Source organism: Kitasatospora sp. NPDC059673 (assembly GCF_042734215.1).
GTDB lineage: Bacteria > Actinomycetota > Actinomycetes > Streptomycetales > Streptomycetaceae > Kitasatospora.
The window spans coordinates 503,351-522,325 of record NZ_JBHWEN010000002.1 but is presented as its reverse complement, the minus strand read 5'-3'; the positions used below and the strand labels follow the sequence as shown (position 1 = coordinate 522,325).

Annotated in this window: 19 protein-coding genes; 9 read left to right on the top strand and 10 right to left on the bottom strand. The window is 73.6% G+C overall.

Annotation, left to right across the window (positions count from 1 at the left end; translation table 11 throughout):
• The first annotated feature begins 38 nt into the window (after positions 1 to 38).
• Complete coding sequence (locus ACFV18_RS04660) at positions 39 to 659, top strand: helix-turn-helix domain-containing protein (protein WP_380479179.1); 621 nt, start codon at positions 39 to 41, stop codon at positions 657 to 659.
• A gap of 65 nt (positions 660 to 724) precedes the next feature.
• Here ACFV18_RS04660 and ACFV18_RS04655 read toward each other — a convergent pair whose 3' ends face one another.
• The 4 genes from ACFV18_RS04655 to ACFV18_RS04640 form a co-directional block, all read right to left on the bottom strand.
• Positions 725 to 1,375 carry a Tat pathway signal sequence domain protein gene (locus ACFV18_RS04655; RefSeq protein ID WP_380479176.1) on the bottom strand — a complete coding sequence of 217 codons (651 nt, stop codon included), beginning with the start codon at positions 1,373 to 1,375 and terminating at the stop codon, positions 725 to 727.
• 241 nt (positions 1,376 to 1,616) lie between these two features.
• Positions 1,617 to 2,279: a Tat pathway signal sequence domain protein gene (locus tag ACFV18_RS04650; RefSeq protein ID WP_380479173.1), complete on the bottom strand. Its 663-nt coding sequence runs from the start codon at positions 2,277 to 2,279 to the stop codon at positions 1,617 to 1,619.
• 248 nt (positions 2,280 to 2,527) lie between these two features.
• Positions 2,528 to 3,190, bottom strand: coding sequence for a Tat pathway signal sequence domain protein (locus ACFV18_RS04645; protein WP_380479170.1), 663 nt, complete (start codon positions 3,188 to 3,190; stop codon positions 2,528 to 2,530).
• A 164-nt stretch (positions 3,191 to 3,354) separates the two neighbouring features.
• Entirely contained in the window at positions 3,355 to 4,329 is a 975-nt protein-coding gene (locus tag ACFV18_RS04640) for a hypothetical protein (RefSeq protein WP_380479168.1), read from the bottom strand.
• Between the two features lie 561 nt (positions 4,330 to 4,890).
• Between ACFV18_RS04640 and ACFV18_RS04635 the strand changes: the two genes are divergently transcribed.
• The 4 genes from ACFV18_RS04635 to ACFV18_RS04620 all read left to right on the top strand — a co-directional run bounded on the left by ACFV18_RS04635 (position 4,891) and on the right by ACFV18_RS04620 (position 7,950).
• Entirely contained in the window at positions 4,891 to 5,520 is a 630-nt protein-coding gene (locus tag ACFV18_RS04635; protein ID WP_380479166.1) for a DUF6230 family protein, read from the top strand.
• Complete coding sequence (locus ACFV18_RS04630; RefSeq protein ID WP_380479163.1) at positions 5,510 to 6,013, top strand: DUF6114 domain-containing protein; 504 nt, start codon at positions 5,510 to 5,512, stop codon at positions 6,011 to 6,013. The genes ACFV18_RS04635 and ACFV18_RS04630 overlap by 11 nt, the downstream gene beginning before the upstream one ends.
• A gap of 315 nt (positions 6,014 to 6,328) precedes the next feature.
• Positions 6,329 to 7,093, top strand: coding sequence for an allophanate hydrolase subunit 1 (locus ACFV18_RS04625; RefSeq protein ID WP_380479160.1), 765 nt, complete (start codon positions 6,329 to 6,331; stop codon positions 7,091 to 7,093).
• Positions 7,090 to 7,950 carry a biotin-dependent carboxyltransferase family protein gene (locus tag ACFV18_RS04620; protein ID WP_380479158.1) on the top strand — a complete coding sequence of 287 codons (861 nt, stop codon included), beginning with the start codon at positions 7,090 to 7,092 and terminating at the stop codon, positions 7,948 to 7,950. Before ACFV18_RS04625 ends, ACFV18_RS04620 begins: the two co-directional genes overlap by 4 nt.
• Positions 7,951 to 7,963: 13 nt before the next feature.
• Here ACFV18_RS04620 and ACFV18_RS04615 read toward each other — a convergent pair whose 3' ends face one another.
• The 3 genes from ACFV18_RS04615 to ACFV18_RS04605 form a co-directional block, all read right to left on the bottom strand.
• Positions 7,964 to 9,307, bottom strand: a complete 1,344-nt coding sequence (locus tag ACFV18_RS04615; protein ID WP_380479262.1) for a VWA-like domain-containing protein — start codon at positions 9,305 to 9,307, stop codon at positions 7,964 to 7,966.
• Positions 9,308 to 9,423: 116 nt separating this feature from the next.
• On the bottom strand, positions 9,424 to 10,644 hold the full coding sequence (locus tag ACFV18_RS04610; protein ID WP_380479155.1) for an AAA family ATPase: 1,221 nt from the start codon (positions 10,642 to 10,644) through the stop codon (positions 9,424 to 9,426).
• A 58-nt stretch (positions 10,645 to 10,702) separates the two neighbouring features.
• Complete coding sequence (locus ACFV18_RS04605; RefSeq protein WP_380479152.1) at positions 10,703 to 12,049, bottom strand: hypothetical protein; 1,347 nt, start codon at positions 12,047 to 12,049, stop codon at positions 10,703 to 10,705.
• A 214-nt stretch (positions 12,050 to 12,263) separates the two neighbouring features.
• Between ACFV18_RS04605 and ACFV18_RS04600 the strand changes: the two genes are divergently transcribed.
• Complete coding sequence (locus tag ACFV18_RS04600; protein WP_380479150.1) at positions 12,264 to 13,133, top strand: oxygenase MpaB family protein; 870 nt, start codon at positions 12,264 to 12,266, stop codon at positions 13,131 to 13,133.
• A gap of 1,005 nt (positions 13,134 to 14,138) precedes the next feature.
• Here the strand turns inward: ACFV18_RS04600 and ACFV18_RS04595 are convergent.
• Both ACFV18_RS04595 and ACFV18_RS04590 read right to left on the bottom strand, forming a co-directional pair.
• Positions 14,139 to 14,498 (bottom strand): PRC-barrel domain-containing protein, encoded by a 360-nt coding sequence (locus tag ACFV18_RS04595; RefSeq protein WP_380479147.1) that lies wholly within the window; start codon positions 14,496 to 14,498, stop codon positions 14,139 to 14,141.
• Between the two features lie 108 nt (positions 14,499 to 14,606).
• Positions 14,607 to 15,062 (bottom strand): MarR family winged helix-turn-helix transcriptional regulator, encoded by a 456-nt coding sequence (locus ACFV18_RS04590; protein WP_380479144.1) that lies wholly within the window; start codon positions 15,060 to 15,062, stop codon positions 14,607 to 14,609.
• A gap of 53 nt (positions 15,063 to 15,115) precedes the next feature.
• Here ACFV18_RS04590 and ACFV18_RS04585 point away from each other — a divergent pair, with 53 nt between their 5' ends.
• Both ACFV18_RS04585 and ACFV18_RS04580 read left to right on the top strand, forming a co-directional pair.
• Complete coding sequence (locus tag ACFV18_RS04585; RefSeq protein ID WP_380479141.1) at positions 15,116 to 16,000, top strand: SAM-dependent methyltransferase; 885 nt, start codon at positions 15,116 to 15,118, stop codon at positions 15,998 to 16,000.
• A gap of 159 nt (positions 16,001 to 16,159) precedes the next feature.
• Positions 16,160 to 17,098 carry a carbohydrate kinase gene (locus tag ACFV18_RS04580; RefSeq protein ID WP_380479138.1) on the top strand — a complete coding sequence of 313 codons (939 nt, stop codon included), beginning with the start codon at positions 16,160 to 16,162 and terminating at the stop codon, positions 17,096 to 17,098.
• A 168-nt stretch (positions 17,099 to 17,266) separates the two neighbouring features.
• On the opposite strand, the gene ACFV18_RS04575 is transcribed toward ACFV18_RS04580, so the two are convergent.
• Positions 17,267 to 18,004, bottom strand: a complete 738-nt coding sequence (locus ACFV18_RS04575) for an SDR family oxidoreductase (RefSeq protein WP_380479136.1) — start codon at positions 18,002 to 18,004, stop codon at positions 17,267 to 17,269.
• 90 nt (positions 18,005 to 18,094) lie between these two features.
• Between ACFV18_RS04575 and ACFV18_RS04570 the strand changes: the two genes are divergently transcribed.
• Complete coding sequence (locus tag ACFV18_RS04570) at positions 18,095 to 18,967, top strand: LysR family transcriptional regulator (protein ID WP_380479133.1); 873 nt, start codon at positions 18,095 to 18,097, stop codon at positions 18,965 to 18,967.
• The last annotated feature ends 8 nt before the right edge of the window (positions 18,968 to 18,975 follow it).

The window sequence follows — 18,975 nt, the reverse complement described above, 5'->3', positions numbered from 1 at the left end:
ACAATGTTGCTGAGGTGGCAAATGGAGGGAGTGGGCCGATGTCGAACGGAAGGGGTCGCGTGGTGGGCGCGGAGGACGAGGACTTCGAGGCGGTGCTGAGCGCGGTCGGGCCGCGGCTGCGGGCGATCCGGCAGCAGCGCGGCACCACGCTCGCGCAGCTCAGTGAGGAGACCGGTATCTCGGTGAGCACGCTCTCCCGGTTGGAGTCGGGTGGCCGCCGGCCGACCCTGGAGCTGCTGCTGCCACTGGCCCGGGCGCACGGGGTGGCGCTGGACGAGCTGGTGGACGCACCGCCGACGGGTGACCCCCGGGTGCGGCTGCGCCCGTTCGTCCGGCACGGCTGGACGTACCTGCCGCTGGCCCGCAACCTCGGCGGAATGCAGGCGTACAAGATGATCGTCCCGCCGGGGACTCGGGAGAACGCCGAACAGCGCACCCACGAGGGCCACGAGTGGCTGTACGTGCTGTCGGGTCAGCTGCGGCTGCGGCTCGGCGAGCACGACGTGGTGCTGAAGGCGGGCGAGGCGGCGGAGTTCGACACCCGCACGCCGCACGTGTTCACCAACGCGGGCCCGACGACGGTGGAGTTCCTGAGCCTGTTCGGGCCGCAGGGGGAGCGGGTGCATGTGCGGGCCAGGACCACCGGCAAGGAGAGTTGACGGTCCGGCATGGCCAAGCGCCGAGCCCTGGGCGGGCGCGGCGCCGAAGTGCTGTGTGTGGCAGGTCAGTTGACGAGGGCGGTGGCGCCGCCGTACGTGATCGGGCTGTAGGAAGCCGAGAATTCGATGCTCGGGAAGCAGATGCTCGGGCCGGAGCTCTTGGTGAGGGGCTGTTTGACCAGGTTGATCTGCGTCAGGTTGTTGGTGGCGTAGCCGTTCAGGACGTTCGCGCGGAAGAAGCAAGTGGCGTTTCCGGCCAGCGTCTTGAGGACGACGGTGGCCTGGAGGATGCTGCCCGCGGAGGGGGTGAGGGTCACCGGGTAGCCGGTCGAGTCGGAGATGGCGAGCGTGTACGGCAGGTAGTTCATGGTCAGGCTGAGCACGGAGATGATTCCGACCTCGTTGGAGGTGCAGGCGCTGAAGGTGAGCGTGTCGACCGGGCCGGACACGATGACCGGGGGGTTCGGGTTGACGGCGAGCGTGCCGCCGATGTGGGAGGCGAGGCACTTGACGCCGGTGGTGGTGCCAGGGTTGTACATCGTCGCCACGGTGCCGGCGACCAGGTCGGCGGACAGCGGGTTGCCGGTGTTGACGGCGGGGCCGGTGGTGTGGAGAACCGGGGTTCCGGGCATGGCGCCGGCGGTACCGGCCGGGAGGGCGAGCAGGACGGTGGCGGCGGCCAGGGCGGCGGTGCGGGCGAAGAGGCGGTTGCGCACGAGAGTTCCTTCCGGTGGGTGGGGGGCGTCCGGTGAGGGTGGCCGAGTTCGACGCCCGCACGCCGCACGTGTGCACCGACGCGGGCTCGTTCTACGCCGGCGGAGTTCCTGAGCCTGTTCGGGCCGCAGCGGAGCGGGTGCATGTGCGGGCGCGGACCACGGGCACGGAGAGTTGACGGTCCGGAACGGCAAAGCGCCGCGCCCCGGCCGGGCGCGGCGCCGAAGTGCCGGGTGTGGAACGTCAGTTGACGAGGACGACCTGGCCGTTGCCCGGAGCGGTGTCGGTGACCGGGCCGTAGGAGGCCGAGAAGTCGATGGACGGGAAGCAGATGCTCGGACCGGTGGTCTTGGTGAAGTTCTGGGTGCTCAGGTTGATCTGCGCCGGGACGTTGGTGGCGGAGCCGGCCAGGTTCGGCGAGGTGGAGTGGTAGACGCAGGTGGCGGTTCCGGCCAGCGTCTTGAGGACGACGGTGGCCTGGATGACGCCCGCCGAGGTCGGGTCGAGACTGACCGGGAAGCCGGTCGAGTCGGAGATGCTCAGCGTGTAGGGCAGGTGGTCCATGGTCAGGCTGATCACGGAGGACACACCGACCACGTTGGAGGTGCAGCTGCCGAAGGTGAGCGTGTTGACCGGGCCGGAGGCGGTGCCCGGGGCGGGCGGGTTGACGCCGACCTTGCCGCCGATGTGGGAGGCGCCGCACTTGACGCCGGTGGTGGTGCCCGGGTTGTACATCGTCGCCACGGTGCCGGCGACCAGGTCCGCGGACAGCGGGTCGCCGACGTTGACGGCGGGGCCGCTGGTGTAGAGAACCGGGGAGCCGGGCACGGTGGCGTTGGCGGTGCCGGTCTGGAGGGCGATCAGGGCGGTCGCGGCGGCCAGGGCGGCGAAGAGGCGGTTGCGCACGAGGGTTCCTTCCGGTGGGTGGGGGGCGTCCGGTGAGGGTGGCCGAGTTCGACACCCGCACGCCGCACGTGTGTACCGACGCGGGCTCGACGCCGGTGGAGTTCCTGAGGCTGTTCGGGCCGCAGGGGAGCGGGTGCATGTGCGGGCGCGGACGGCCAAGGGCCGTTCAGACAGGGAGCTGACGGCAGGTCATGGCAGAGCGCCGCGCCGTGGGGCGGGGCGGCACCCGAAGTGCCGGGTCGGGGACGTCAGTTGACGAGGACGGTGGCGCCGCCGTCGGTGACCGGGCCGTAGGAGGCCGTGAACTCGATGCTCGGGAAGCAGATGCCCGGGCCGGAGGACTTGGTGAGGAGCTGCTTGACCAGGTTGATCTGCGGCGGGACGTTGGTGGCGTTGCCGTTCAGGACGTTCGCCTTGAGGACGCAAGTGGCGGTTCCGGCCAGCGTCTTGAGGACGGCGGTGGCCTGGATGACGTTGCCTGCGGAGGGGGTGAGAGACACCGGGTAGCCGGCCGTGTCGGAGATGGCGAGTGTGTACGGCAGGTTGTTCATGGTCAGGCTGGTCACGGAGATGACGCCGGGCACGTTGGAGGTGCAGCCGCTGAACGTCAGCACGTTGACCAGGCCGGACGCGGTGCCGGGGGTGGTCGGGCCGACGATGGGGTTGGAGCCGACGGTGCCGCCGATGTGGGAGGCGGTGCACGTGACGCCGGTGGTGGTGCCGGGATTGAACATGGTCGCCACGGTGCCGGCGACCAGGTCGGCGGACAGCGGGTCGTTGACGTTCACGGCGCCGCTGCTGGTGTAGAGGAGGGGCCCGGCCACGGTGGCGTTGGCGGTGCCGGCCTGAAGGGCGACCAGGGCGGTGGCGGCGACCAGGGCGGCGGTGCCGGCGACGAGACGGTTGCGCATGAGGGTTCCTTCCGGTGGGTGGGGGCGTCCGGTGAGGGCGGCTCCGGCCGGGTGGCCGGGGCGGGGCTCCGGTGGTGCGGAGCGCGTGCCCGCCCGTGGCGGGGCGGGCACGAGTCGGTGGGGGAGCGGCCGGCCGGCGGGCGGCCGCCGCGTCAGGGAGCGGATCAGTGGCCGGCGCTGGCGGCCATCGCGGCGGTCAGGTCGGAGATGCTCTCGTCCAGCGCGAAGTTGGCGTTGGTCTGCTGGAAGCTCACCGAGTTCTTGCCGGGCGTGGCAGGCAGGTTCATGGTCCAGTTGATGATCTGGTTGAGCGAGCCGAGCAGGCCGCAGCCGTTGGCGCCGGGCACCGAGAAGGTGTTGTCGACCAGGTTCGCGTTGCTCTCGGAGACCACCAGCGCGTTGTGGCCGGCCGGGTCCATGGTGAAGTCGATGGTGCCGGGGTCACCGGTCATCGGGGCGGTCGGCGCGGGCGGGGCGGTGGTGCCGGTGGTGGGCTTGAGGATCAGCGGCGCGGAGTTCGAGCCGACGTAGCAGTCCGGGCCGAACAGCGCGTTGAACAGGTGCAGCTTGATCGGCAGTTGGAAGACGGGGTACGGCTCGCCGGTCGCCATGGGGGCGAACTTGCTGACGGAGCCCGCCAGTTCGACCTGGGCGAAGACGCTGGTGATGCCCGGCAGGAAGTTCTGGATGCCGGGGATGGTGATCTCCACCATGGGCGCGCTCATCAGCGGGCCGTTGGTGGGCGGCACCACGTTGTACAGGTTGGCGGTGGTGCCGTCCGGGAAGGTCACCGAGGGCGCGGACTTGTCCCAGTAGAAGCCGAATTGAAGCTTGATCGGCGAGTTGAACGGCACCACCGTGCTGCCCAGGGTGAACTTCCCGGCATTGGTGATCGACACCAGGCAGCCGACCTGGAGGTTCTCCGGGTTCGTCATGGCGGGTGCGCTCAGCGGGCAGTTGCCCATGCCGGTGTACGGCCCGCCCGGCGCGGCGGCGGAGGCCGGGACGGTGCCGGCCAGCAGCGCGGCGCAGGCCAGCGCGGCCGGGACGGCGAGACGGCCGAGCAGTCGACGGGAGCCGCGGCGGGCGGCGGAGCGGTCGGAGCTGCTGGCGGAGTGGTCCGGCAGGGTACGGCGCATGGTGGGGGAACTCCTCAAGGCAAGGGATCGGGGGGGTGGCGGGCCCGTGCTGGACGCTTCAACGGCGGTGCGGCATACGGGTGTTCAGCGAGCGGCCGGGTCGCTCGACGCCACGAGCGGCCGAAACGAAGGCGCACGTCCGCACCTGCCGCCGGGGCGGTCCGTGGTACCGGGGCGGTCCGTACCGCCGGGGCGGAAAGTCACCCGGGGCCGCGCCGTGACAGCGCGCGGTTACCGCCGGGTACATCGCCAAGTTCTATGGGGGGCCGGACGGCAACGTCAAGGAGATGTGCGGAAGTTGGCAGGTCGGTGAGTGGAGTTCCAGTGCCTCCTCGCCACAATAGGCATTCCAGTCACAGGAGTTGACTGGTATTCAGATGTGTGGGGACGGTGCGCGAAGTATTGACCCGCCATGTACCCCGGGGTAACTTCCAGACAGCTCGCAGGTATGAGAAAGATCGTCAACTTCCTTGCAGAAAAAGATCGTTGACGCATCCGTCCACGCCAGGACCTCACCGCCGGCGAGGAGCGCACCCCCACTCGAACCCTCTGGAGCTGCACATGCCCCACCCCGCAGAACAGCCCGCCGTCACCCCTTCGGGGCGTGGCCGGGTCCGGCTGCGCCGCGCCGCACTGATGGCGATTCCCGCCTGCGTGACCGCCGGCGTCCTGGTGACCCTGACCGCGCAGAACGTCCTCGCCAACCAGTTCTCCATCTCGGGCATGGCCTTCGAGGTCACTGCCGACCGTTTGCACGGCACCGGGGTCGCGCAGTTCGGCGTACTGGACAACATGATCGAGAACAGCCCGAACGCCGGTGACACCGGCGGCCAGCTGTTCCTGATCCAGACCGCCGTCAAGTCGGCCGATCTGACGAAGCTCTGTCAGAGCGTCAACCTGGGCGGCATCAACCTGCTGATCACGGCGGGCGACAAGGGCACCCCTGTCCACGCCGAGAACCTCACCACCGACTCCGACCTGATGAGCGGCGAGGCCGAGTTCAAGGGTCTCGAAGTCGGCCGTGACGCCAGCACCTTCGACAAGGGCCCGGTCCAGGGCCCGCCCGGAATGTTCGGCCAGCAGGGCGACGAGGTGACCGTCGACCACTTCCGCCAGCGGAACTACGCCACCACCGCCGGAGTGTTCCGGCTGCCCAACATGCACCTCAGCTTCAGCACCGATGGCTGCTGAGTTCGACTCGGCACCGGACCGGGCGGCCGAGCACACCGCGGCCGCCCGGCCCACCGGTTCCGAGCACCCCGCCGTGGACGTTCCACCGGCCCCCGCCGCCCGCACCGGCTTCGCCGGCTGGCGCGACCGCCGCCCGTTCTGGGGCGGACTGCTGGTCACCCTCGCCGGCGCCGAGATCCTGTTCACCGAGAAAGCCCCGATGCACATGGTCATCCGCATCGGACTGCTCGGCCTGGCCGGCTATGTCATCCCGGCGCTCATGGTGCTCTGCGGACTGCTGCTGATCTTCCACCCCGTGCAACGGCTCTTCTACTCCCTGGTCGCGGTCCTCGCCACCCTCGGCAGCTGGATCACCTCCAACATCGGAGGGTTCTTCATCGGCCTGATCCTCGGCCTGATCGGCAGCACCCTGGCCTTCGGCTGGCTCCCCGACCAGCCCCTGAGCAAGCGCAAGGCGCGCCGCCTCGCCGAACGCGAAGCGACCCCGGCCTAGACCGGGGCGGCCCACGGCGCAGGAGCGTGGCCTGCGCCGTGCACACCGTCCGCGACCCCCGCACACCGAGCGGTCGGGGGCCGCGGACGGCATTCCTGCGCCCTCCCGCCGGTGCGGACGGCATTCCTGTGACCTCCCGCCGGTGCGGACGGCATTCCTGCGATCTCCCGCCGGTGCGGAGGGCACCCCTCGCGGCCGCTGCCCGGCCCCGACGGTGCTCCGGTGTACGGCGTACGCAACGCACCCGCCGCACGCTTGGTAGCTTGAGCCGAGGACGGCCCAGCAGCGGCCGGGCGAACGGAACAGGACGGTCCGGTGCGAGTACTGCCATGCGGAAGCGACGCCGTCCTGATCGAGGCCGACACCGCCGAGCAGGTTCAGCAACTGCACGGTGCACTGCACACCGCACCACCCATCGGCGTCACCGAACTCGTCCCCGCCGCGCGCACCGTGCTGGTCCGCTACGACCCCCGGGTCACCGACCCGGGCCGCCTGCGCGCCGCCATCACCGCCCTCGCAGCCCTCGCCGCACTGCCCCGCGCCGACGCCGCCACCTCCGCCGACGTGGCCCGGACCGTCCGCGTCCCCGTCCGCTACGACGGGCCCGACCTCGCGGAGGTCGCCGCGCGCACCGGGCTGACCGAACGCCAGGTGATCGAACGCCACACCGCCGCGCACTACCGCGTCGCGTTCTGCGGCTTCGCCCCCGGATTCGCCTACCTCACCGGCCTCGACCCGCAGCTGCGCCTGCCCCGCCGCACCGAACCCCGCACCCGGGTGCCCGCCGGGTCCGTCGCCGTCGCCGACGAGTACACCGGTATCTACCCCAGCCCCTCGCCCGGCGGTTGGCACCTGCTCGGCAGCACCACCCTCACCCTGTGGGACCCCACCGCCGACCCGCCCACCCGGCTGCGCCCCGGCACCGCCGTCCGCTTCGTCGAGGTCGTCGAGGTCGTCGAGGTCGTCGAGGTCGTCGAGGTCGTCGAGATTGTCGAAGTTGTCGGAGCCGTGGGAGCAGCCGGAGCCGTCGAAGGTGTCAATGGTGTCGAAGCCCGGGAGAGCGCCGGGAGCGAGTCATGACGCGCGCCGAACTGCTGGTCCTGCGCGCCGGGTTCGGCGCCACCCTGCAGGACCTCGGACGCCCCGGGCTGGCCGCGCTCGGCGTCGGCCGGGCCGGGGCCGCCGACCGGGACGCGCTGCGGCTGGCCAACCGCCTGGTCGGCAACCCCGAGGACGCCGCAGGCCTCGAAGCCCCCATGGGCGGGCTGGAGTTGGCCTTCTCCCGCGCCGCCACCTGCGCGCTCACCGGCGCCGACTGCCCGGCCTGGATCGACGGCCGCCCCGCCGCCGCCCGCACCCCGCTGCACCTCCCCGCCGGCGCCCGGCTGCGCCTCGGCACCCCCACCCGCGGCCTGCGGGTCTACCTCGCCGTCCGCGGCGGCCTGGACGTCCCCCCGGTGCTCGGCTCGCGCGCCACCGACACCCTCGCCGGGATCGGCCCCGACCGGCTGGCGGCCGGGCAACTGCTGCCCCTCGGCGACGCCGCCACCGGCTGGCCCACCGCCGACCACGCCCCGCCCCCCGCCCCCGCCGACCGCACCGTCCTGCAGGTGCTGCCCGGCCCCCGCGAGGACTGGTTCACCGCCGACGCGCTGCGCACCCTGCTCACCGAGCCGTACACCGTCACCCCCGACAGCGACCGGGTCGGCATGCGCCTGGACGGGCCCGCCCTGGAGCGTGCCCGCACCGGCGAACTCCCCTCCGAGGGCATGGTCGGCGGAGCGCTGCAAGTACCGCCGTCCGGGCGGCCGATCCTGTTCCTGGCCGACCACCCCGTCACTGGCGGCTACCCCGTCATCGCGGTGGTCCGCCGCGCCGACCTCGGCGCCGCCGCGCAGGCCCGCCCCGGCGACACCCTGCACTTCCGGCTTGCCTGAACTCGCGGCGCTGTCAGCCGAGTTGCACCACCCGCGCCCACTCCGGCGGCAGGTCCGGCCGATAGTTCGGATCGTTCTCGTTGACGTAGGACGGGCGGCGGAACAGGCCGACCACCGTCCGGCAGGCCGGCTGACGCGAGGGCCAGGGGGTCTGGCCGTCCGTCAGCGCCACCACCACGTCCGGGCCCGGGCGCAGCCGCAGCGCGGCCGCGAAGCCCTCCCGCAGGTCGGTGCCGCCACCGCCGATCAGTGTCAACATGCCGTCGCCGCCGATCCGTTGAACCTGCTGGGCGGCGGCGTCGCAGGAGATCACCGACAGCACCTCGCGCCGTCCGCCGAGGGTGCGGGCGATTGCGGAGATCTCCAGCAGCGCGGTGCCGAGCTCCTGGTCACTGACCGAGCCGGAGGTGTCCACCACGACGGCCACGCGCGGCAGTTGGTGGCGCAGCGCGGGCAGCACGACACCAGGTAGCGCGGTGGCTCGGCGCGCCGGGCGGCCGTAGGTGTAGTCGGAGCCCGCGCCCGCTCCGGCCACCGCCGAGCGGACCGCCGCGCCGAGCAACTCCCGCCACGGCTGCGGCGGATGGAACGCCTCCCGGGCCCAGCGCCGCCAGCCCGCCGGGGCCTCGCCCGGCCGCCCGAGGATGCCCTCGGCGACCCGGAACCGGACCAGGTCGCTCTCGTGCGCCTGAAGTCCTCGGCCGCCGTCCGGGCCGAGCTCCCACTCCCGGTCGTACCCGTCCGCTCCGCTGCCGCACTCCAGCCAACTGAAGCTCTGCGTCCGGGCGTTGAGTGTGAAACTCGGCAGGTAGTCCTCCATCAGCAGGTTCGGTGGCAGGCCGAGGGTCTCGGGGAGGACGGCGTCCTCGGGGCGGAGCAGGCCGTCGCCGAACACGTCGTCGTTGATCTCGCAGTCCGCCGCCAGGTTGATCCGCAGCCGGTCCCGGGGCCCGGCCAGGCCGAACTTGCGCATCGCCCGGTCGCTGCGGCGGGCGTGGTCGCGCAGCAGGTGGGAGACCTCGTGCACCCAGATCGAGGCGAGTTCCTCCTCCGGTCGGGCGGCCACGAACGCGGGGGAGACGTAGCAGCGCCAGTACTGGTCCACTGCCATGGTCGGCACCCGCATCGACTCGACCACCTGCATGGCGAACAGCGCGGTGGCCAGGTACGGGCGGGCCCGGACGGCCTGCAGGCGGGCCGCGTACAGCTTCTCCAGGTCCAGCGGCGGCCCGGCCGGGCGGGGTGCGGGCGGCCGGGGTGCGTGCGGCCGGGGTGCGTGCGGGTGCGGTGCGTAGGGCCGGGTCGGGACGGGCGCCGGGCGGGCCCGCGGCGGGCGCGGCTTCGGCGGGTCGGGCATCGGGTGGGGCGCGTTCGGCTTCGGGGCAGGAATCGGGTTGGCCTTCGGGTCGGCCTTCGGGTCGGCCTTCGGGTTCGGCTTCGGTTTCGGCGGGCCCTGGGTCGGGCGGGACGTGCTCATCGGCGGCCCGCGCCGGCGGCGGCGGAGACCCGGGCGGTGGCCCGGTCGGCGCGGCGGGACAGCTCCAGTGCGCCCGCGAAGCGTTCGATCAACGCCGGTACCTCCCAGTCGGGTTGGCGCAGCGAGGCGAGTGTGGTGACGGGCACCACCATGACGTCCGCCGTGCCGGTCTGCAGCGCCCGGGCCATCAACGCCCAGGCGGCGTCCCAGCGTTGCCGGGTCGGCCGGGTGCGTACGGCGGCGACCACCGCGTCCAGCACGGTCTGCCGGAGGTCGCCGCGGGCCGGGAGTTCCGCGTTGTCCGGGTCGGCGAGCAGGTCCTCGGGGGCGGGCAGGTCCATCCGGTCGATGGTGGCCAGCAGTTCGAGCCCGGGCCCGTCGCCGACCGTGCCGCGCACCAGCGCCGACAGCACCTCGCGGGACGACCCGGCGGCCGCACCGAACGCCAGCAGCCGCACCGTCATCTCCCAACTGCGCGGCGACGGCCATGCCTTGCCGCGCCGGGTCTCGGCGGACGGCAGCCGGTGGGTCAGCTCGGGCCGCACCGTCAGCAGGTCGCACACCGCGCGGCGGGCGAACTCGACGGCGGCGGGCAGCCGTTCGGCGTCCAGCCGGGGCAGCTCGGCGCGGGGCCACACCCCGCCGAGGCCGCGCACCACCACCTCCGGGTCGTGCACCCAGTCCAGGTGGACGAACCGGTTGGCGAGCGGCGCGCTCAGGTCCCAGCCGTCGGCGGCAGAGGCGCGCGGGTTGGCCGCCGCCACGATCCGCACCCCCGGCGGGAGCCGGAGTGCCCCGATGCGGCGCTCCAGCACCAGGCGCAGCAGCGCCGCCTGCACGGCCGGTGGGGCGGTGGAGAGTTCGTCGAGGAACAGCAGCCCGCGCCCCTGCCGGACCAGACGCACCGCCCAGTCCGGCGGCGCGAGCGGCACCCCGTCGGTGGCCGGGTCCGCGCCGATCACCGGCAGGCCGGAAAAGTCGGACGGCTCGTGCACGCTGGCGATCACCGTGGTGAGCGGCAGGTCGAGTTCGGCGGCGAGCTGGTTCAGCGCGGCGGTCTTTCCGATACCTGGCTCCCCCCAGAGAAGGACCGGCAGGTCGGCGGCGACGGCGAGGGTCAGGGCCTCGATCCGGAGGTCCTGGCGGGGTTCGGTGGCGGACTCGGCGAGTAGTGCCAACAGGCGGTCGGTGACGGCGAGTTGGGTGGTGGAAGACATGGGTGATCACCTGGGGAGGGAAGAGTCGGATCCCGGCGCGGCGGGCGCCGGGTGAAGGTCAGATCCGGTGCGCGAAGGCGCACGCGGTGTGTCGGTTGCACCACCTGTGGCCGCGAGGCGCGCGGGGGCGATGCGGGCGGCCGTTCGGCATGGGGTCGGGAGCGGGTTCGTGGGTACTGGGCCGGCGGCCGGGGCCGAGCCCGGCCCGGTGCAGCGCGGCCACCAGCCGTTGGTCGTCGTCCTCGGCCAGCCGGTCGGCGAGCGCCCCGGGGAGCAACGGCGCGTCCTCGCCGATCAGTTGACGGACGGCCGTGAGCGCGCCGGTTCGGTCGCCGTGCAGCAGGCGCTGCATGATGGCGTCCAGGTCGTCGGGCTGCCGGTGCGCACGGTCGATGGTCCGAAGGCAGGGCAGCGGTGGGCCGCCGAACGCCAACAGCAGCTCCTCCCGGCGCAGTTGCTCCGGTGGATGGTCCAGGGCGGTGAGCCGGCCGTCCACCAGCGCGACCCGGTGCCGGGCGCCCCGGCAGTCCACCAGCAGCGGATCCGCCGCGGACGGCGGCGCCGCGCGCACCGGGCGGTGGCCCGGGACGAGCGCCGCCATGACCAGCGGATGCAACCGGTCGGCGTCCAGCGCCCCGGAGCGCAGCAGCCAGAGGTCCGGCGGCGCCCAAGTGGCGGCGTCCGGGAGCACGGGCAGGCCGCCTGCGGCGCGCAGTTCCGTGCCGGTGGCGACTGTGGCGACGGTGGCGGGGCCGAGCAGCAGGAACCGGCGAGCGGCCAGCCGTGCCGCGACCGGCGTGTCGGGTGGCAGTCCGTCGGCGGCACGCAGCAGCGCTGCCTCGAACTCCCAGGCGCCGTTGGTGACCTGACCATCCGTCAGATCTGCTGTCCGGTCGGCGAGTTCGGGAGCGCGGCGGGCGTCCCACAGGTGTCGGTGCAGGTCGAGGCGGAAGCGCGGCTGCGGGCGGGGGCCTGCGGCCGGGGTGGCCGGGTGCCACAGGGTCAGGGCGACCCGCTGGTCCCTCGACGCATGGCGCGGCGCGGTGCGGGCCACCAGGTGGAACGCGGTCGGCCCGTCCCGTGGATAGCGGGCCAGCGTGGCGCGCAGCCCCGGCCGCAGCAGCCCGTCAGGGGCCGTGCGGGGCAGGTGCCAGCGAAGCAGGTCCGGTGCCAAGTGGCGCAGGTCGGCGCGCAGTTGACCGGCAAGCTCGGAACCGTGCGCGCGGGCCACGGCCCGGACGTCGAATTCCACGTCGAACCGGGCAGCAGCGCAGGCGCCGCCCCAGTCGCCGGCCTCGCGGCGGGCGGTGGCGGTCTCGATCATGGCCGGGGGAACGGCGAACTGCCGTACGCGCGGCCAGAAGCAGGTACGAGTGTCCTCGTCCGTCAGCGAAGTGTGGTGCATCAGCACTCACTTCGAAGGGACAGGACCTCCAATCCGTGAGTAGTCATCGCCGGTGATCGTAGCGGGTCGCCGGGCGTGCTGTCAGCCCCGTTCGCCGGCGGGGCTGTGCGGCGTAGGGTGGCGGCAGGGAAGACCGGGGCAGAACCGGGGCGGGAGGTGCACGGCGGTGACAGGCGGGTGGCGGCGGCCGGTTCAGGTGCTGCGGCGGAGGCTGTTGCGGGAGATCAACGCCACGGTGCACGGCGCCGACCTGCATCTGGAACGCTACGACCGGCCGCCCGGCGACCCCGGCCTGTTCGGCCCGTCCAGCGTGGTCTGGCGGGTGCACGAGCAGTCCGCCGGGATGCTGGTGGGCGGGTTCGCCGCGCTGATGCTCCAGTCGCTGCACCCCGTGGCGATGCGGGCCGTCGCCGAGCACTCCGACTTCCGCACCGACCCCACCGGGCGGCTGCACCGCACCGCACGCTTCGTCTCCACCACCACGCTCGGCTCCTCCTCCGCCGCCGAGGCCGCGATCGCGGACGTGCGCCGCATCCACCGTTACGTTCGCGGCTTCGACGCGACGGGTCGGCCGTACCGGGCCGACGAGCCGGAACTGCTGTGCTGGGTGCACACGGCGGAGGTGTCCTGCTTCCTGCTCGGCCATCAAGTCTTCGCCGGGAAGCGGAGGTTGACCGGCGCCGGGTGCGATGCTTACCTGGCCGAGGTGGCACTGATCGGCGAACTGCTCGGCGCGGACGGGGTGCCCGCCTCACGCGCCGAGGTCGCCGCCTACCTGGCCCGGGTGCGCGGCGAACTGCGGGCCGGTCCTGAGGCGTTGGAGGCGGTCGCGCTGCTGCGGGGCTTCGGGCGCAGCCGACGGGAGCGCCTCGCGGTGCGGGTGCTCACCAACGCGGCGGTCGGGCTGCTGCCCGGCTGGGTCCGCGACGAACTCGGCATCCGCAGGCCGTGGATGGTGCGACGGTTGTGGGACCGGCCGCTGGCCCGGCTGCTCGGCGCGGTGATGGTGTGGGCGTGCGGCCTGTCCCCGGTCAGGGCGGCCGCCCACGCGCGGGTGCGGGCGCGCGTCCGGACGGCGGGGTAAGGCCGGGCGTACGGACGACGGGGTGAGGTCGGGCGTACGGGGAGTGGGCTTACCGGCCGGGCATGTTCGGGCGCGTTCGGGCGTGTTCGGGCGTGTTCGGGGGGTTGGAGCGGAGCGCGGAAGCGGCCGCTGTCCGGGGCTGGGTCCGGGCTTTGCGGCCGCTTCGGTGTGCCAGGGTTCGGTGTTGGGCACTGCGGGGAACGCGGGTGGGCCTCAGTACTGGGGCCGACGGCCGTGGTTCGCCTTGTGCCGGGCGCGGGTCTTCTTCTTGCGGCGTCGCTTTGACGACATGGCCACACTCTCCTCTCGCGACAGTGGACAACGGCCCCCCGTCCACGGTGCGCCTGTCGCCGTGCTGGTGCCAGCCGGGGCCGGGGACGCTCCGTTGCGAGGCGGACGCGCCCCGCACCGGCCGGGTGCGGCGGCGGATGGGGACGCACCATGGAGACGAGGGGGTCGAACCACTGCCGCGGGAGGCGAGATGTCGCACCACACGCACGGAACGCACGGAACGCACGGAACGCACGGAACGCACGGAACGCACGGCACTCACGACGCACCGGCCGACGAGTGGCCGCCCACCGAGACGCCGGAGGCCGGGATGACCGCCGAGGGCTCGCCGCCGCCGGACGAGAGCGAGAAGACGGCGGAGGACGGCCCCGAGTTCGCCGTGCCGGTCTCCTCGCCGCCGGAGCCGGAGGAGGACTGACCGCAGCGGCCCGCAAGCCGCGCAGGCGGTAGGGCCCGCAGGCAGGAGCGCCCTACGCCAGTAATGCCCTGCGCGCGTAGGCGGGGGGCGTCGACCTCCGCCCAGATGGACTTGCCCTGGGCGCGCGGGTCGGCGCCCCCCGCGGTCGGCGGTGTGTTGCCCGATGTACAGGCTGTGACCGCCGTGACCGCCGTGACCGCCGTGACGGCCGGGGAGGCCGGGGCAGCCGGGGCGGTGAGGGGTGCGCAGGGCGGGCAGCGCGGAGGACACGTCGGCCCGGCCGGAGGCGGCGGCTCTCAGCGGCGGGCGAGGCGCCGTTCGCCGCCTGCGCCGGTGGCGTAGTCGATGTTGTAGTGAGCGAACACCTCGGGTTCCTGGTCGGCGGGCAGGATGCCGTCGGGGTCGATGGACGGGGCGTTCTTCACGTCGTCGCGGCCGTACGGGACCCGCAGGTAGCCCGGGCCGGCCACCGCGTTCACGATCGGGACGAACACCAGGCGTTTCTGCCGGCCGAACATGCCGACCGTGACGGTGGCGAAGTACGGCAGGTCGGTGGCGGTGTCCACGTAGACGTTCTCCAGGGTGCCGATCTTCTTGCTGTCCTGGTCGACCACGTCGTGGCCGCGCCACTCGCGGATTTCGGCGATCTCGATCATTGACGGCCTCCGATGGCTGGATGGTCCGCCGGTGGTGCGGCCTGCCGCTGGTACGGCCTGCCGGTGCTACGGACCGTGGCTGGACGGGGATTCCCGACCTGTCCATGGTCATCGACGGTGCGCGGGTCCGCCCGTTCGCGCATCGGCGTCCTGCGGGAGCAGCAGGCCGGCCAGCTCGTCGAGGAGTTCGGTGACCCGGCGGGCCTGCGCCGGGTCGGGGACGGCCTTGGCGATGACGGGTTCGGCCGGGCGGGCGACCCGGGCGCGGATGTGTCCGCGGGCGAGTTCGGAGGCGCGCAGCAGGGTGCGGCGGCCGTCCGCCGGGTCGGGCGTGGCGTCCAGCAGGCCGCGTTCGCGCAGACGGGCGACGGAGGTGGAGACGTGGCTCTGGGCGAAGCCGGTGCGCGCCCGGATGTCCTGCACCGAGGTGTCCGGGTGCCGGTACACGTCGGAGATCACCGCGATCTCGCCGGGGGAGAGGGTCGCCGAGGCGTGGTCGGTGACCAGCTCCCGGCCGAGCTCGGTCAGTCGCTTGCCGAGCCGCAGAAGTCGTACGCCGTCCATGCGCGGCAGAATACATCTTCACAGATGCATCGGCGCCGATGTATTTTTCCGGCATGACGACCCAAGAGCCGGCCCGCCCCGGCCTGCCAGCCGCCGAGCAGTCGAGCCCCGCACATTCCGGCCGGCCGGCCGCCGAGCGGCTGAGCCCCGTGTCGCGCACCGCCGTCGCCGTGGCCCGGGTCCGCGCCTACGAGAGCGCCCAGCCCGACCCGCTGTTCACCGACCCGTACGCGCTCGCCTTCGTCACCGCCGCCGGCCACCCGCCCCGCCCCGGCGGCGCACCGCTCGGGCCGTTCGCCCAGCGCCTGCTCCTGCACGGCATCCTGCGCACCCGGCACTACGACGACCGGCTGCTCGCCGTCGGTGCCCGCCAGGTCGTGCTGCTCGCCGCCGGACTCGACACCCGCGCCCACCGGCTGCCCTGGCCGGACGGCACCCGCCTGTTCGAACTCGACCTGCCGCCCGTCCTCGCCTTCAAGGACCGGATCCTCGCCGAACGCGGCGCCCGGCCGCAGTGCGAGCGCATCACGCTGCCCGCCGACCTCACCGACCCCGGCTGGCCCGAACTGCTGCGGAGCGCCGGCTTCGACCCCGGGCAGCCCGCCGCCTGGCTGGTGGAGGGACTGCTGGTCTACCTCGACGCCGACCAGGCCGCCCAACTGCTCACCACCGTCGGCGAGTTGTCCGCCCCAGGCAGCCGCCTGCTGGTCGAGAAGGGCCGCGACACCAGCCGCACCCCCGTCGAGGAGGGCCTCACCGAGATGACCGCCCTGTGGCGCGGCGGCCTCGGACCCGGCACCGCCGACTGGCTCGACACCCACGGCTGGACCACCCGCTTCACCGCCCTCGACGAACTCGCCGCCACCCACGGCCGGTTGCTGCCGCCAGGCGTTGCCGGGGGCGAGCCGTCCGGGTTCCTGGAGGCCGTCCGCAGCTGACCGCCAACGCGGCTGCCACATCCGCGTCAGGAGTGCGCCGAAAGGTACATCGCCCGGCGGTGACACCCCCCCGGGCCGGTCCGCGTTGACGCGGGGTGGGTCGCGGTGATGGAGTCCGGACCGGTGCTGTGCGTTCGCCCTGATGGGAGGCTGGTTTCGATGGCGGGTCGGTCGATCACCGTGGTCGGGGAGTGCGTCGCCGACGCCTTCGTGGAGCGCGGCGCGGCGCGGCCGGGTGAGCTGGCGCTGCGGGTGCTGCCGGGTGGGGGTCCGGCGAACACCGCTGTCGCGCTGGCCCGGCTGGGCACGCCCACGCGGTTCCTCGGCCGGATCTCCACCGACCCGTACGGCGAACTGTTCCGCGAGCGTCTGGCCGGCTCCGGCGTGGACCTGTCGGGCACGGTACGGGCCGCCGAGCCGAGCACCCTGGCGCTGGCCGCGCTCGACGGCGACGGCCACGCCGACTACTCGTTCCACGCCGAGGGGACCGCCGACTGGCAGTGGACGGAACGGGAGTTGACCGCGGCCCGCTCCGACGGCGCGGTGTGCGTGCACACCGGTTCGCTCGCGCTGGTGCGCGAGCCCGGCGGGCCACGGATCGAGGACCTGCTGGCCGAGGTGCGGGCCGAGGCCACCGTCTCGATCGACCCGAACGTCCGCCCGCTGCTGGTCGACCCGGCCGCCTACCGGCGGCGGCTGGCCCGCTGGTGCGAACTCGCCGACATCCTGCGACTGAGCGCCGACGACCTCGCGCATCTGCTCCCCGGCGCCACGCCCGAGCAGGCCTGCGACCACTGGCACGAGGCGGGCGCCCGACTGGTGGTGATCACCCTGGCCGAACACGGCGCGCTCGCCTCCCTGGACGGCCGGCGGATCCGGGTGCCCGCACCGCCGACCATCGTGGTGGACACCGTCGGCGCGGGCGACTCGTTCACCGCCGGACTGCTCCACTCGCTGGCCGAACAGGGCGCCCTGGGAGGGAGGTTGGACCCGCTGACGGTCGAGGGCCTGGAGCGGGCGGGTGGCTTCGCGTCGCGGGTCGCGGCACGGACGGTGGCGGTGGCGGGCGCGAATCCGCCGTGGGCAGGAGAGCTCTGAGCACGGGCTGACGCACCGTCATCAGGGCGAGGGGCCAACCTCGTTGGGGAGTTGCGTGATCGCGTCGGCCGAACGCGGCATGCCGACCCCGCCGGGCCGGCCGGGCGCATGGGGAGGACGGCTGCGCCCGCTGACCGGAGTCGAGCGTCGGCGCGAGCCCGGGTGCCGTCACCAGGGCAGCGGGCCGTCCTCGTTGAAGAACTGTCCGTTCGGGCCTCCGGCGGGCAGGGTGGCCAGGCGGACGGCGATCACCGCGCCCTGGGCAGGAGTTCGGGTGCCGCGGTGGCCGTTGAGGTCGGTGTCGCAGTAACCCGGGCAGGCGAGGTTGACCAGGATGCCGGTGTCGCTCAACTCCTTGGCATACTGCAGGGTCACGGCGTTCAGGAGGGTCTTGGACGGCCCGTAGGCGGCCGAGGCCGGTCCGGTGAACGCCTCGGGATCGGACTGGAGCGTCAACGAGCCGACGGCGCTGGACATGTTGACGATACGCGGGGCGGCCGAGCGGCGCAGCAGCGGCAGGACCGCGTTGGTCATCCGGATCACCCCGAGCACGTTGGTCTCCATCACCAGCCGCACCGCTGCGAGGTCGGCCGTGCTCGGCTGCTGCGACCAACCACCCGCCACCGCCGCGTTGTTGACCAACACGTCGAGCCGCCCGAAGCGCTCCGCGAGCAGCTCGGCGGCGGCCGTCGCGGAGTCGTCGTCGGTGACGTCGAGCGGAACCCCGAACGCGTCCGCACCGCCAGCGCGCAGCGCCCGCACGGCGTCCTCGCGCCGCCGCTCGTCGCGGGCTCCCACGCCGACCTGCCAGCCCAACGCGCCGAGGCCCGCCGCGATTTCGTACCCGATGCCCTTGTTCGCGCCGGTCACCAGCGCCACGGTCCGCCCGTTCGTGTTCTCGTTCATGCCGCCATCCTCCGGCCCGGCCGGGGCGGGTGGCCAAGACCGATCCGGTGGCCCGGCGATACCGGGCGGGTATCGCCGTAGGCTGGGGCAATGGAGACCAGGGAACTGCGCTACTTCGTGGCCGTGGCCGAGGAGTTGAACTTCGGCCGGGCGGCGCGGCGGCTGGGGATGGCACAGCCGCCGCTGTCGCGGGCGATCGCGCAGTTGGAGCGACGGCTCGGCACCGTCCTGCTGGAACGCGACAGCCACGGCGTGGCACTGACCGGCGCGGGTCACGTCCTGCTGCGCGAGGGCCGCACCGTGCTGGCGGCGGTGGCCGCGGCGGAGGCGCGCACCCGGCGGGCCGGACAGGCGCCCGGTCTGGCCCTGGCGGCGAAGGCCGGCGCGTCCACCGAACTGCTGGCGGCCCTGCTCGACGCGTACGCCGCCGGGCTGGACCCAGTGCCGGTGGACCTGCGGCTGTGCCGGTTCGGCGAGCAGGAACGCCTGCTGCGCGAAGGCGCGGTGGACGCGGCGCTGCTGCACCTGCCGTTCGACTCCACCGACGGCCTGGACAGCGAGGAACTGCACACCGAGGGACGGGTCGCACTGCTCCCGGCCGGCCACCCGCTGGCCGCCCGCCCGTCCCTGCGGCTCGCGGAACTCGCCGCCCTGCCGGACCTGCCCGCCCCGCGCTTCCCCCGCCGCGACGGCAGCTACCCCGAAGGCCCCGGCCCCGAGATCCGCGACAGCACCCAGCTCACCGAACTGGTCGCGCTCGGTCGGATGCACGCCGTGCTGCCGGACTCCGCCCGCAGCCAGCTGCGCCCCGGCGTCGCCGTCGTCCCCGTGCCCGACGCCCCGCCCGTCACCACCGTGCTGGCCTGGGACCCGGCCGCCCGCTCCCGCCCGCTGGCCGAGCTGGTGCGGGCGGCGAACGTGGCCCTCGGCGGCCCGAACGGTGCTGCTGGGCACGGTGGTTGACCGATCGG